Raw genomic sequence first — 13,405 nt, 5'->3', positions numbered from 1 at the left:
TTAAACAATAGTTGATTGCCCTATGTGAACATTATCATTGTTAAAGTACATTAAATCATCTTTATTCAAAATGAAGTTGGACACAAACTCCCCTACTTCATTAGTTCCAAAAGTAGTTCCCGGATTCAAATCCATGGTCACCACATTATATTCAATTGCTTTTTCTATAGCTTCATGAACGAGTTGCGCCTCTTCGGTCAAGCCAAAATGTTCTAACAACATGGCTGCAGATACAATTGAAGCGATAGGATTTGCAATATTTTTCCCTTTTGCCTGAGGAAACGATTTATGAATAGGTTCGAATAATGCTTTTGTTGTTCCAAAAGACGCCGAAGCCAATAACCCCATAGATCCCGTGATGGCACTTGCTTCATCTGAAAGTATATCTCCAAAAAGATTTTCGGTTAGGATAACATCAAATTGTTTTGGATTAAGAACCAATTGCATTGCGGCAGTATCTACAAATAGAAAATTCAATTCTACATCTGGATAATCATACGCCACTTTTTGAACTACATTTCGCCATAAGCGAGAAGTTTCAAGCACATTAGCCTTATCGACCATAGTGACTTTGTTGCTTCGCTTTTGGGCTGACTGGAAAGCCAAATGTGAAATTCTTGTAATCTCTTCTTCTGTGTACTCACACACATCAGAAGCTTTTGTTTTGTCTTCGCTTAATTTTTTATCACTAAAATAAATTCCGCTGCTTAACTCTCTAAAGATGATAAAGTCGGTTCCTTCAACAATCTCTTTTCGCAAAGGAGAAGAATGCATTAAGGTAGCATACGTTCTAATAGGTCTTTTATTGGCAAAAAGCCCCAACTCTTTTCGCAATTTTAACACTGCTTGAGAAGGACGTTTTTGTGCATCAGGATGATTATCATAATTAGGATCTCCGTTCCCTACCGCACCTAGTAAAACAGCATCTGTATTCAAACATAGATTTAATGTTTGCTCAGGCAATGCTACACCTGATTTATCAATAGCGACAGCACCAATTAAGGCATCCTCAAAAATAAACTCGTGCTCAAACATTACGCTAATCGCATGCAATGCTTTTTTTGCTTGTAAAACTACTTCAGGACCTATTCCATCTCCTGATAAAACTGCTATCTTTAAATTCATATCTCTCGCTATTAATAATCAATTAGAAAAAATAATTAGTTGTGTTATTCGATCTAATGCAAACAGTTATACGGTTACGCTTTTACAAGCTTCTATAATTTGATGAATATCTTCATCGATGACTTCTTTTTTAATATCGGCAAATCTCAAAAACTCTTGGTAAACAATATCTAATTGTACCTTTGTTAATTCATAGCCTACTTTTTTTGCTCTGTACGCTAGTGCAGCTCTTCCGCTTCTAGCGGTCAAAACGATTGAAGATTCATTAACACCCACTTCTAGCGGGTCCATGATTTCATATGTCGCTCTGTTTTTAATAACACCATCTTGATGTATTCCTGAGCTGTGTGCAAAGGCATTAGCACCTACAATAGCCTTATTAGGCTGTACAACCATCCCCATACTTTCAGAAACTAAACGACTCATTTCATTCAACTGTCTCGTATTGATATCAGTATAAAGGTTTAAATAAGGATGTTGCTTGAAAATCATTACCACTTCTTCAAGTGCCGTGTTCCCTGCTCGCTCTCCTATTCCATTTATTGTACATTCTATTTGTCTTGCTCCGTTGATTGCTCCCGAAATCGAATTAGCCGTTGCCATTCCAAGATCGTTATGACAGTGGCAAGACAAGATTACGTTTTCAATTCCTTTTACATTCTCTCTTAGATATTTAATTTTTGCTCCATATTCTTCTGGTAAGCAATATCCTGTAGTGTCTGGAATATTTAAAACTGTTGCTCCTGATTTAATCACTTCCTCACAGACTCGAGCAAGGAACTCATTATCTGTTCTACCAGCGTCTTCAGCGTAAAATTCTACATCTTCAACATATGATTTTGCATGCGCTACAGCTGCTTTTGCTCTTGCAATTACATCTTCACGAGTGGTATTTAATTTATGTACTATGTGTGATTCTGATGTTCCTATACCCGTGTGAATTCTTGGGCGCTTAGCATACTTCAAAGCATCTGCAGCAACATCTATATCATTCTTTACTGCTCTTGTTAAACCACAAACAGTTGCATTCTTTACAATTTTACTAATCTCAGAAACAGATAAAAAATCACCAGGACTCGATACAGGAAAACCAGCTTCGATGATGTCAACACCCATCTCATCCAGTCGATTTGCAATCACTAGCTTTTGTTTGGTATCTAATTTACATCCTGGAACTTGCTCTCCGTCTCTTAAAGTGGTGTCAAAAATTTGAACTTTCTCTCTATTCATATTCATTTATTTAATGTAATTTCACATTTCAATAACAAAGTTAGATTTGATTCACTCATATTAAAACCAAATACTAGCAAATATACTGCTTATAAAGCAAATTATAAAGACACAAGTTATTGATTTACAACAATTTAAGCTTTACTATTTTACAATGGCTAACCATCAAAAAGATTTTTTATTTGTATTAATTAAATCCCTTTCTAAGTCAGAAAAGCGACAATTCAAGATATTTGCCAGCCGATTAGAAACGAGTTCGAATACGAAGTTCATTGAATTGTTTAATATTTTAGATAAGTCAGAGACTTATGACGAGAAAATAATTTTAAAAAGTGGTGCGATTAAGAAAGTGCAGTTATCAAATTTGAAATCGTATTTATACAAGCAAATTTTAGTAAGCATTCGTTTGAACATCCCTAGTCAGAACATTCGATACCAATTAAGAGAGCAAATCGATTTTGCCAGCATCTTATATAATAAAGGACTCTATAAGCAAAGTTTGAAGGTGCTAGATAAAACCAAAATTCAAGCTTTAGAGAATGATGAGAAATACATGGCTTTTGAAATTGTGGAGTTCGAAAAACTAATCGAATCGCAGTACATTACACGCAGTATTCAAGGACGCGCTGACGAACTTGTTGTGCAAGCAAAAGAGTTGAATTATCGCAACACTATTTCGAGTAAACTATCTAACTTGTCGCTGCAATTGTACGGTATCATGCTTAAAACAGGATACGTTAAAACAGATGAGGAGTTTCAGTATATCGATGAATATTTCACAAAGCATATTGCAAAATTTGATGAAAGTAAGTTTGGCTTTCGAGAAAAATATTGGTTTTACAATGTGAATTTATGGCACAGCTTCTTAGTTCAAGACTTTTTAGCTAGTTATAAATATGCGTATAAATGGGTAACTTTATTCTATGATAATCCCAACATGATCTATCTAAATCCAGTGTTTTTTCTAAAAGGGAATCACTATTTACTAGAGTCATTATTCATGCTTAAGTACAAATCTAATTTTAAGAAATACCTTTTTAAGCTAGAAGAAACCATCAATGACAGTAAGTTTCCTGCTAATGATAACATTGCTTCACTGTCATTTTTATACCTATATAACAACAAATTAAATTACCATATTCTAGAGGGTACTTTTAGCGAAAGTGAATACCTGATTCCAGAAATCTTACATAAAATAAAATTACACAGTGAGCATTTAGACGAGCATCATGAGATGTTATTTTATTATAAAATTGCATGTATCTATTTTGGTACCGAAAAACACGCAGAATCAATCTTTTATTTAGAGAAGATTATAAACAATAAGAACCTAAGCATGCGCGAGGATTTAATGTGTTTTGCAAGGCTACTTTATTTAATAGTTCATTACGAAATGGGGAAAGATTTTAATCTTGAATCCCAACTTAAAAGCACTTATAAGTTTTTAATAAAAATGAATGATTTACATGAAGTACAAAAGGAGATTATTCGTTTTTTAAAGAACTTAAACTCGCTATACCCTGCTGACATTAAGAAAGAATTTGTGAAAATGCGTGCTCGCTTTATTGAGTTAGAGAAAAACACCTATGAAAAAAGAGCCTTTTTATACTTAGATATAATTTCGTGGCTCGAAAGCAAAATCGAAAATAGAAAAATTGCTGATATCATGCATGAGAAAGCACAAGCAACTAATAGATAAAGTAAAAGCCCGTCTAGAATGAAATCCAGACGGGCTTTTTACACTTCTATATCCTACTATCGCTCTTATAGTTTTCTTTTTATTTACCCAAAACCCATCCTAGCGAAAAGTTAAGTATAGGAACAACTTCTGTATCGTATTTATCTATGTTGACGCCCAAACCTAGATTTAAACCCAAGTTAAATTTACGGCTATAGGTGCGTTCAAATCCCCAAACTGGACCAACTGTGAGAGAAGGAATTGTTTTACTGTAGTAGTCATTTTTAGTAGCGATCGATTGAAAAACGTAACTTCCTGTTAAAGCATAGTAACCACCAGAATTATGGCTTGTTACTTTACCTTTCTTAGCTCTTTTTTCTAAGTTGTAATAATGACGAAATTGCTCATTGATTACAGGATAGAAATCCCATCTTTCTCCAGAAAAATCATTACTTCTATAGCCCACACCAACACTTACCTCAGAATATAAGGTGTTTTTTGTATCAAAACCATGCTCGTAGACAAAGCCAGGTACTAAGACATTAACCATAAATTGGTTTTTAACCACTGATGGAATTTCTTGAGCTTGCAAACTACCTATTGCAGCTAAGCTTAATAACAGACATATTTTATTTTTCATTTTTACCAATCCTGGATTACGTTACAGCTAAATTTACTATTAACAAACGTACTATAAAAATCCTAATAAATTAACAATATTATTAAGAAAAATAACCAGAATAAAAAGAATAAATAACTAGTTTGCAGGAAGCTGCATTTTTAATTTATTAAATACTTTTTCGTAATTAGGCATGTCAACTTCGTATTTTATTCCTTCATTTACAACAAACTCTGTAAGGGAAGCCAGTTCAAAATTACGTCCCGCCTGCACATCTCTATGCATTGAAGAGGTTGCACTATGTGGCATTTTCTCTAATTGATTGATGGTTTTCATGGTAATATCCCCTGGTAAATCAAGTCCTTTTACTGCAGCTAGCATTGTTATTTCTTGCAGTAAATTTACAAATAGTGCTCTACTAGAATTAGATGCTATTATTTCACCTATATTCTCATCTAGATAAGAAGTAGCAGAAGCTAAACTCGAAATAAAGATGAACTTCTCCCATACTTTTGCTTCTATGTTTTCTAATAACGTACTTTCTATAGCTGCTTTTTCGAAAATAGCCTGCAAACTTTTTAATTTAGAAATAGCTGCTGAATCAGATCCAAAAAACAATTTCTCTATAGGCCCTACTTTTTTAATCACAGCGGGACTTTCGATCATAGCTACAATGTAAACACAACCCAACAACACTTCGTTATCTGGATATAATGTTCGAATTCGCTCTGGAGCATCAACACCATTATATAAAGGTAGAATAACGGTATTTTTAGTAATGCTTTTTCTAAGAGTTTCTAGACTGCTTTCAATATCGTATGTTTTTGTAGCACAAATTAAGTAATCTAATTTCCCTATTTGTTCTGCGTCGCTAGCAACAACTGCTGGATAAACAATTGTTTCACCTTCATCTGTAATTAATTTCAAGCCAGATGTTGCTATCGTGTCTAGTGTGTTTCCTCTAGCTATAAATACAATTTCAACTGTTTCTGAATTGTGGTAGGCTTTCGCCAAAAGGCCTCCAAAATAACCACCTACTCCACCCATTCCTAAAATACCTATTCTTGTCTTCATACTTTGTTTTTTAGATAATAAAAAACCATCAAGAAAATAAGTCACGTAAATTAAAGTATTTACTATTACCTATCTTTTTAATGGTTCGTATTTGATTTCAAAATCAGATTGCATTAAATTAGTAAAAAAAAACAGACCTATAAGCCGGATTCTGTATCTCGATAAATCGAGACCCTTATCATTTATCTAGATCTCAAATTACTTTGAGACTCAAGCTATCTACCCTTCAACAACGAGCGAGAAACCCTTAAATGCTGATATACTTGATATTTCACCGCATAGAGTTTACCTGGTTTCACTACAGCATTACCTGTACATACTTTCTGTTGCACTTGTCCTAGCCCTAATAAATTAGAACTGACGGGTGTTACCCGCTATGCTTCCCTATGGTGTCCGGACTTTCCTCTCTCTCGTCCCAATAGTTACTGGGAACAAAACAGCGATAAGGCGGTCTGTTGCGCAAATCTACATTATTTATTACACCTTTACTACAAACTACTACTTACTTTAACAACACTTTTATAAGCACTTCGTTATAAAATACTTACCTTTAAGCTATAACCTCTAATATACTATTTATGAAAATTAAAATGTACCACTATGCCACAGTTTCAAAAGCATTAGACGATTTGCATGAAAAAGGATTTACTTATGATTTTAATGTTAACGAACAAGATATTGTAAAAAATCCACAGAAATACGAAATTGAGCATGTGTACAGATACGAAGGTGAAACTGATCCTGGAGATGAGGCAACAGTTTACGGTATCAAGTGTTCAACAGGTCGCAAGGGGGTTTTTGTAACAGGTTTTGCTGCTAACTCGATTAGTGAAGCGGGACAAATATTAATTAATCTAAGTACAAAAGACGGAAGAAAAAGAGCCATTTAGATTGCTATTTAAGTGACTTTATTGGCTACAAATACTAACCATTAACAGCCACAGCTATGAAAACTAAGTACCACTATGCCTCTGTATCAAAAGCGCTAGAAGAGTTAAAATTATTGGGATTTGATCGTGATTACAACTTAGATGAAGACTTTATCGTGCAAAATGTGCTTGATATAAATATTGTTCATGTCTATCGCTATGAAGGATTTACTAACCCTGACGATCAAGCGATCGTTTACGGAATCGAGCCTAAAAATGGTCAAAAGGGAGTCTTTGTTTCAGGGTTTACTCCTAACGCAATTACAGATGCACTGAGGGCACTTATTGACATTCAAATTAGGCAAAGAGAATAAAATGTAGACTGCTTGAAATGAGAACAAATCAGTGACCCTTGTAACAATCGGTTATTTATTGGCCTGCAATGACTTATCTAGTTGAAGCTAATTGGTATATTTCAAGCAGTCTCTTTTAGTTGATAATTATCTAAATTTAGGTTTTCAAAATCTAATCGCATTGCCTATATTTGCTTTCGAATAAAACTCTATGGAACAATTTATAGTATCAGCACGCAAATACCGTCCGCAAACATTTAACGATGTTGTGGGGCAAAAAGCTATCACTAATACGTTATTGAATGCTATAGAGAGTAATCATTTGGCTTCGGCTTTATTATTTACAGGTCCGCGTGGTGTAGGTAAAACTACCTGTGCTCGTATTCTTGCCCGTAAAATAAACCAACCTGGTTATGATGATCCTAATGAGGATTTTGCTTTTAATGTTTTCGAATTAGATGCTGCTTCAAACAACTCTGTTGATGATATTAGAAGTCTAATTGACCAAGTTCGTATCCCGCCACAAACCGGTAAATACAAAGTGTATATTATTGATGAGGTGCACATGTTGTCTTCGGCAGCTTTTAACGCGTTTTTAAAAACACTAGAAGAACCGCCTAAACATGCGATTTTTATTTTGGCTACGACCGAAAAACACAAAATCATCCCCACTATTTTATCTCGTTGTCAGATTTTTGATTTTAAGCGAATCACTGTAAAAGACGCTAAGGAGCATCTTGCAGAAGTAGCTACAAGTCAAGGAGTGCAGTTTGAAGATGATGCTTTACACATTATCGCTCAAAAAGCTGATGGTGCCATGCGTGATGCTTTATCAATATTTGATAGAGTAGTTTCTTATTGTGGTACTAATCTAACGCGACAAGCAGTAACTGAGAATTTAAATGTACTTGATTACGAAACCTACATCAACATTACCGAATTACTATTAGAAAATAAAATTCCAGATTTATTGATGGCTTTTAATGACATCCTAGCCAAAGGTTTTGATGCACATCATTTTGTATCTGGTTTAGCTTCGCATTTTAGAGATTTATTAGTGAGTAAAACGCCTGCAACCTTAACATTACTTGAAGTAGGTGAGCAAGCCCAAAAAATGTATGGCGTACAAGCGCAAAAATGCAGTACAGAATTTTTATTAAAAGGTATCGAAATTGCAAATGACTGTGATTTAAAATACAAATTAAGTCAAAACCAGCGCTTACTCGTTGAGCTTTGCTTAATGCAACTTGCCTCTATCAATTATGATGGAGAAAAAAAAAAGCTGAGTCCTTTATAATTCCGCCTACCTATTTTAGAAAGCAACCCGATTATTCCATTGCCGAAGTAAGCAAAACAACTCCTACACCTACCCCTGAAGTAACTCAAGTTGCTACCGCTCCCACGGCCACCCCTGCCCCTCCTCCTCCTGTTATTAAAAAGGAAGAAGCGTTTAGCGGACCAAAAGTTTCGGCATTTTCATTAGGAAGTATCAAAGCTAAAAAAGCACTAGAAGAAAGCAGCAAGAATTTTGTAAAACCTACAGAAAACCTACCCACAGAAGCGTTTACTGATACCGAAATGAAAATCCAGTGGACAAATTATGCTAAGAAATTAGGCGCTAAGGGATTCAAAATTATGGAGTCGTTACTATTAATCAATGATCCTGTTTTAAAAGGAACAATGATTAGTATCGAATTACCAAATGAAGGTTCGAAACTAGATTTTGAAAGCCAGAAAAATGGTTTAATAGGACATTTACGTGGTCATTTACACAACCACGATATTACTATTGAAGTAATTGTGAATGAAAGTTTTGAAAGTAAAAGAAGCTTTAATGACCAAGATCGCTACAACCGTTTACATGAAATAAATCCAAATATTGATCTATTGAGAACAACATTTGGATTAGATATTACTTAATATTTTATTGCCTGCATCTTACTATTAGATCACACCAATCTTTTTCATCAAGAAGGTAGCACTTTTATTTTTACAAATCCCGTCACGAAGTTTGTAATCAAAATGTAAATCATTATTCACTATTTCGACCTCAAAACATTTATTTGTTAGCGTGTCAGGAAACTCATGCGTAGTTAAGCACACCTCAATATCATGAGTCGCAATAGCTCCAATAGCTTTTTTAGCAATCACTTTCTTCACCACTTCAATTGTTCCGTTGCGCTTATCATCAGAGTTGGTACCTCGCAATATTTCGTCAAGTAACACAAATGCAGGCTGTCCTTCTAGCGCATCCATAATCAACTTAAGTCGCTTGATTTCGGCAAAAAAGTACGATTCGCTATCAGATAACGAATCAGACAAACGCATCGATACTAAAATAGGTAAAGGATGCACGTTAGCTTCGCTAGCGCAAACTACAGATCCTATTCCTGACAGTACCATATTAATTCCTAAACTTCTTAAAAAAGTACTTTTCCCCGACATGTTAGAGCCCGTCAAGATCATGAAACTCTGCGGATGAAATGAGGCATCATTCCCTACCCTGCTTTTTGAATTAAGCAAAGGATGGCTTAAATTTTTAAAATCTATTTTGGCTTCGCTATTCAAATTTGGAACAACAAAAGAAGGATTATTGTAAGAAAGATTCCCTAGACTATTTAGCATTTCAAACTCCCCAATCACTTCAAGCCACAATTCTAAAACACTTGCATGCTCTTCTTTCCAAGCTAGCAATCGCTTTAAAACATGTAGATTAAAAAGGAACGAACCATTAAATAATGATGCTGCAACCAAGTTTCCTATGGTATCCATATTCGAAAATAAAGAAGAAAGCTTGTGTAAATGCACGCTCGCAGTACGGTCCTTATAGCGCAACTTTTCTTGTAAGGCAATCAGTTTTTTAGACTTAAATTCCTCTTTTTCAATTTGCTCAATCAAAGAAGCATACTGACTAATTACCTTATCAATATCCTCTGCATTTGCGATTTCGATTTGAATGCGCTTTAAGAACGTTCCTAGAATGGCTAGGTTAATTAAAAAGATGTATGTTAAATAGGTTAAAAAAACACTGTTAGCAGTAATAAAATAAGCCGATAATGTCACTACAAATAATACTGGCATCACATAAGAAACAATGTCAGTCCATTTAGGCAGTGAAGTGCTAGGGAATTTACTCCAAGCAAGTAGCGCCTCATAACTCAACTTATTATCCTTTGTCACTTTGGCGTAAGCAAAAAACTCTTGACGCCAATCAATTTTAGCGCTTAACTCCGCTATAGCCTCTTGATTTTCTAATATTTGTTCGTTTGGTAATACACTCAACAACTGGTTTGCTAAGGTTTTTTTACCCACATACGTTGCCGTACGATTGATATTCTGGAATAAAGAATGATCTCCAAAAATATCCAAATCGTAAGCATAAGGATGTTGAAAATCATTAAACACAGCACCGTTAGCAAAATGCAAGCTACCAGATTCAAGATATTGATTTTCGTTTTCGTTGATTTCGATTAAAGCCTCCGTAAGCTTTCTTTTTATCGAAAGTTTAGCATGGTAGCGCATTAAAAGGATAAAAGTGGCAAAAGAAAGTATTTCTAGTGCAATATAAATTGTTTCCGTTTGCTGTAAATGAAGATATAAAGCACCAATAAAAACGACGATACTTAATAATCTAAGAAAACTTATAGTGGTATATTTTTTATTAATAGAGAGTAATTCTTTAGCAAATTGCTCCTTGTTTGATTGGTATATATTCATGGTTTAATTTATGTTACACAAATATAATATTCCGTGACAAATAACACATGTAATAAAATCTTAAATCGTTTCTAAAGCATAAAAAAAAGCAACCATAACTTGACACACAAGAACAGTTGCTTTGCATAGCGTTAATCAATACGTTAAAATAAATCACTACAAGATACTATAAATGAACAGATTACACCTATTAATAAAAAAGCTTAATCGATTGGGAATGATAAAATTGGGATTTCAAAATTTTTAGTCAGCTTCTTAGTCAAACTAGGATTTACAATTCCCTCAAAAAATCCTCGCTTGTAAGACAGCATCGTTAAAACGTCAATATCTTTATATAAAATAAAATCCAGAATTGTACCTTCAACATCGTCGTTAAGCACCACATTAAAAGTCACAGCATCCTCCTTAAAATCAGCTTTCCACTCTTCGATAACAGTAGTAGCTACATCTGACTGCGCTGTTTTAACATACAAGCACTTTACTGATGCGTCATACAACTTTGCAAGCTTTACAACTTTCTTCAAGGCTTTCTTATCTTTAGGTCTAAACCTAGTTGTAAAACCTATTTTATTTACCTTTTTATACACCGCTTTGCTAGGCACGCTCAAGATAGGAATGTCGATTTCGTCCAGCACGTTTGCCGTATTGCTACCAAGTAAAAATGACGCCCAACCAGTCGCACCCTCTGTACCCATTACCACATAATTAATTTTATCCTCCTTAATCGCTTTCTCAATGTTATAAAGCAAACTACCATCCATTAAACGATGTGACATAGGCACCGACCCAAGATTTAATTTCTCAGCAGTAGCACGCAGTTTAGGAATCTCATCCTTAAACATCTCAAATTGTGCCAACTCTAATGACTCATACATTACCATGTAATTTTGCGGAAAAAACTGGTTGTCAATCACCGGCAACTCAAAAGTATGCAGTAAAATCAACTCTCCTTGCACCGCCTTTGCAAATTCAAGCGCGTGAATAAAAGCATTATTAGCAGTATCTGAAAAATCCGTTGGAAAAAGTATACGTTTCATCTTGTTTAGCGTTTAAGAGTTATTAGATCAAAATTACAATTAAAGTTACATCAATAATATGATAAACATCAGTTCTTTATAACTATTTTAAGAGAATTTTGGGGGTGCCACCACTCCTGTAAAAGGGCAATCTCGCATGCGATCATTGCCCTTTTACACAATTGCTGTCGGGCTATACGCGCCGCTATGGCGACCTGCTGCTATCCCTCACCCGAGTGCAGCGATAATCAAGAAAATTCATTATTACTACGCGATTTGTTTTAGTACCTTTGCAACCAATACACAAAAACATGCTAAACAACGACGCCATAGTAGCACTAGCAACACCATCAGGAGCTGGAGCTATCGCAATCATAAGAATCTCAGGACAAGAAGCCATTACCATTGGTAATTCGGTTTTCAAATCTATAAAAGACAAGAATTTATTAACTCAAAAGACGCATACCCTACATTTAGGCCATATCGTTGATGGGACTAAAACTCTTGACGAAGTATTAGTTTCTATTTTTAAAGGGCCAAATTCATATACTGGAGAAAATACAATCGAAATTTCATGCCATGGATCTACTTACATCCAGCAACAAATTATCCAACTCTTATTGCGTAATGGCTGTCGTATGGCTGATCCAGGCGAATTCACTTTGCGCGCTTTCTTGAACGGAAAATTAGATCTCTCGCAAGCAGAAGCCGTTGCCGATTTAATTTCGTCAGATAACGAAGCCTCACACCAAATTGCGATGCAACAAATGCGTGGTGGTTTCTCTAATGAAATAGCCAAATTGCGTGAGGAATTATTAAATTTTGCTTCGCTAATCGAACTAGAATTAGATTTTGCTGAAGAAGATGTAGAATTTGCTGATAGAACACAGTTCCACGAATTATTAAACAGAATCGAGTTTGTTTTAAAGCGTTTGATCGACTCTTTTGCCGTAGGAAACGTTATCAAAAACGGAATCCCAGTAGCCATTGTAGGCGAACCAAACGTAGGGAAATCTACTTTATTAAATGCGCTTTTAAACGAAGAGCGTGCTATAGTTTCAGAGATTGCTGGTACTACCCGTGACACAATTGAAGATGAATTAACGATTGGCGGAATTGGTTTTAGGTTTATTGACACTGCTGGAATCAGAGAAACAGTAGACGTTGTAGAAAGCATTGGAATCAAAAAAACATTCGAAAAAATCGAGCAAGCGCAAGTAGTCATTTTTTTGTTTGATGGTTTAAAGTTTCAGGTTTCAAGTTTGGACTACATTGTCGAAATTGAAAAAGTAAAAAACAAACACCCTCAAAAACCAATTCTGGTTGTGATCAATAAAATGGATTTGTTAGACGAATCTGAATTGAAACGCATCAGCCAAAAACTTGAAACTTTAAACCTGAAACTTTTAAAAATTTCCGCTAAACAAAACATAGGTATTGAAGAACTTAAAAACGAATTGCTATCATTTGTAAATACTGGAGCACTACGTAACAATGAAACAATTGTAACAAATACAAGACATTATGACTCGTTACTAAAAGCATTAGACGAAGTAACTAAAGTGAAATACGGATTAGAAACTAACTTATCAAGCGACCTAATGGCTCTAGATATTCGTGAAGCTTTGTACCATTTTGGGATGATTACCGGTCAAGTTACTAATGATGAGTTGCTAGGGAATATTTTTGCTAACTTTTGTATTGGGAAATAGATTTTACAAAAC

13 protein-coding genes and 1 other RNA gene are annotated in these 13,405 nt (G+C 34.9%); 6 read left to right on the top strand and 8 right to left on the bottom strand.

Features of this window, described 5'->3' with window-relative positions; translation table 11 throughout:
* Entirely contained in the window at nt 1-1,125 is a 1,125-nt protein-coding gene (leuB, locus tag HNQ00_RS00595; protein WP_173836058.1) for a 3-isopropylmalate dehydrogenase, read from the bottom strand.
* A gap of 66 nt (nt 1,126-1,191) precedes the next feature.
* A complete protein-coding gene (locus HNQ00_RS00590) occupies nt 1,192-2,355 on the bottom strand; it encodes a 2-isopropylmalate synthase (protein ID WP_173836056.1) in 1,164 nt (387 codons plus the stop codon).
* Between the two features lie 154 nt (nt 2,356-2,509).
* On the opposite strand from HNQ00_RS00590, the gene HNQ00_RS00585 reads away from it, so the two are divergent.
* The gene (locus HNQ00_RS00585; RefSeq protein ID WP_173836054.1) at nt 2,510-4,054 is read left to right on the top strand and encodes a hypothetical protein; all 1,545 of its coding nucleotides are present in this window, start codon (nt 2,510-2,512) and stop codon (nt 4,052-4,054) included.
* Nucleotides 4,055-4,133: 79 nt separating this feature from the next.
* Here HNQ00_RS00585 and HNQ00_RS00580 read toward each other — a convergent pair whose 3' ends face one another.
* The 3 genes from HNQ00_RS00580 to rnpB form a co-directional block, all read right to left on the bottom strand.
* Nucleotides 4,134-4,673 carry a DUF3575 domain-containing protein gene (locus HNQ00_RS00580; RefSeq protein WP_173836052.1) on the bottom strand — a complete coding sequence of 180 codons (540 nt, stop codon included), beginning with the start codon at nt 4,671-4,673 and terminating at the stop codon, nt 4,134-4,136.
* Between the two features lie 117 nt (nt 4,674-4,790).
* The gene (locus tag HNQ00_RS00575; RefSeq protein WP_173836050.1) at nt 4,791-5,726 is read right to left on the bottom strand and encodes a ketopantoate reductase family protein; all 936 of its coding nucleotides are present in this window, start codon (nt 5,724-5,726) and stop codon (nt 4,791-4,793) included.
* 124 nt (nt 5,727-5,850) lie between these two features.
* Nucleotides 5,851-6,185: RNase P RNA component class A (rnpB, locus tag HNQ00_RS00570), an RNA gene on the bottom strand.
* Nucleotides 6,186-6,304: 119 nt separating this feature from the next.
* Here rnpB and HNQ00_RS00565 point away from each other — a divergent pair.
* The 3 genes from HNQ00_RS00565 (at nt 6,305) to dnaX (ending at nt 8,245) form a co-directional block, all read left to right on the top strand.
* Entirely contained in the window at nt 6,305-6,616 is a 312-nt protein-coding gene (locus HNQ00_RS00565) for an SH3 domain-containing protein (RefSeq protein WP_173836048.1), read from the top strand.
* A 56-nt stretch (nt 6,617-6,672) separates the two neighbouring features.
* The gene (locus HNQ00_RS00560) at nt 6,673-6,969 is read left to right on the top strand and encodes a hypothetical protein (protein ID WP_173836046.1); all 297 of its coding nucleotides are present in this window, start codon (nt 6,673-6,675) and stop codon (nt 6,967-6,969) included.
* A gap of 190 nt (nt 6,970-7,159) precedes the next feature.
* Nucleotides 7,160-8,245, top strand: coding sequence for a DNA polymerase III subunit gamma/tau (gene dnaX, locus HNQ00_RS00555; protein WP_173836044.1), 1,086 nt, complete (start codon nt 7,160-7,162; stop codon nt 8,243-8,245).
* 85 nt (nt 8,246-8,330) lie between these two features.
* Here the strand turns inward: dnaX and HNQ00_RS00550 are convergent, their stop codons facing one another.
* Nucleotides 8,331-8,504: a hypothetical protein gene (locus HNQ00_RS00550; RefSeq protein ID WP_173836042.1), complete on the bottom strand. Its 174-nt coding sequence runs from the start codon at nt 8,502-8,504 to the stop codon at nt 8,331-8,333.
* A 22-nt stretch (nt 8,505-8,526) separates the two neighbouring features.
* Here HNQ00_RS00550 and HNQ00_RS00545 point away from each other — a divergent pair, with 22 nt between their 5' ends.
* Nucleotides 8,527-8,868 (top strand): DNA polymerase III, encoded by a 342-nt coding sequence (locus HNQ00_RS00545; protein WP_173836040.1) that lies wholly within the window; start codon nt 8,527-8,529, stop codon nt 8,866-8,868.
* 24 nt (nt 8,869-8,892) lie between these two features.
* Here HNQ00_RS00545 and HNQ00_RS00540 read toward each other — a convergent pair whose 3' ends face one another.
* Complete coding sequence (locus tag HNQ00_RS00540; RefSeq protein WP_173836038.1) at nt 8,893-10,665, bottom strand: MutS-related protein; 1,773 nt, start codon at nt 10,663-10,665, stop codon at nt 8,893-8,895.
* A 203-nt stretch (nt 10,666-10,868) separates the two neighbouring features.
* A complete protein-coding gene (locus tag HNQ00_RS00535) occupies nt 10,869-11,702 on the bottom strand; it encodes a universal stress protein (protein WP_173836036.1) in 834 nt (277 codons plus the stop codon).
* A gap of 290 nt (nt 11,703-11,992) precedes the next feature.
* On the opposite strand from HNQ00_RS00535, the gene mnmE reads away from it, so the two are divergent.
* Nucleotides 11,993-13,393, top strand: a complete 1,401-nt coding sequence (mnmE, locus tag HNQ00_RS00530) for a tRNA uridine-5-carboxymethylaminomethyl(34) synthesis GTPase MnmE (RefSeq protein ID WP_173836034.1) — start codon at nt 11,993-11,995, stop codon at nt 13,391-13,393.
* Nucleotides 13,394-13,405 lie beyond the last annotated feature (12 nt).

The organism is Flavobacterium aeripolare, from assembly GCF_013294025.1.
In the GTDB taxonomy this organism is placed as follows: domain Bacteria; phylum Bacteroidota; class Bacteroidia; order Flavobacteriales; family Flavobacteriaceae; genus Flavobacterium.
Note: the sequence above shows the minus strand (reverse complement) of the source record. Positions and strands in the feature narration are given on the sequence as shown.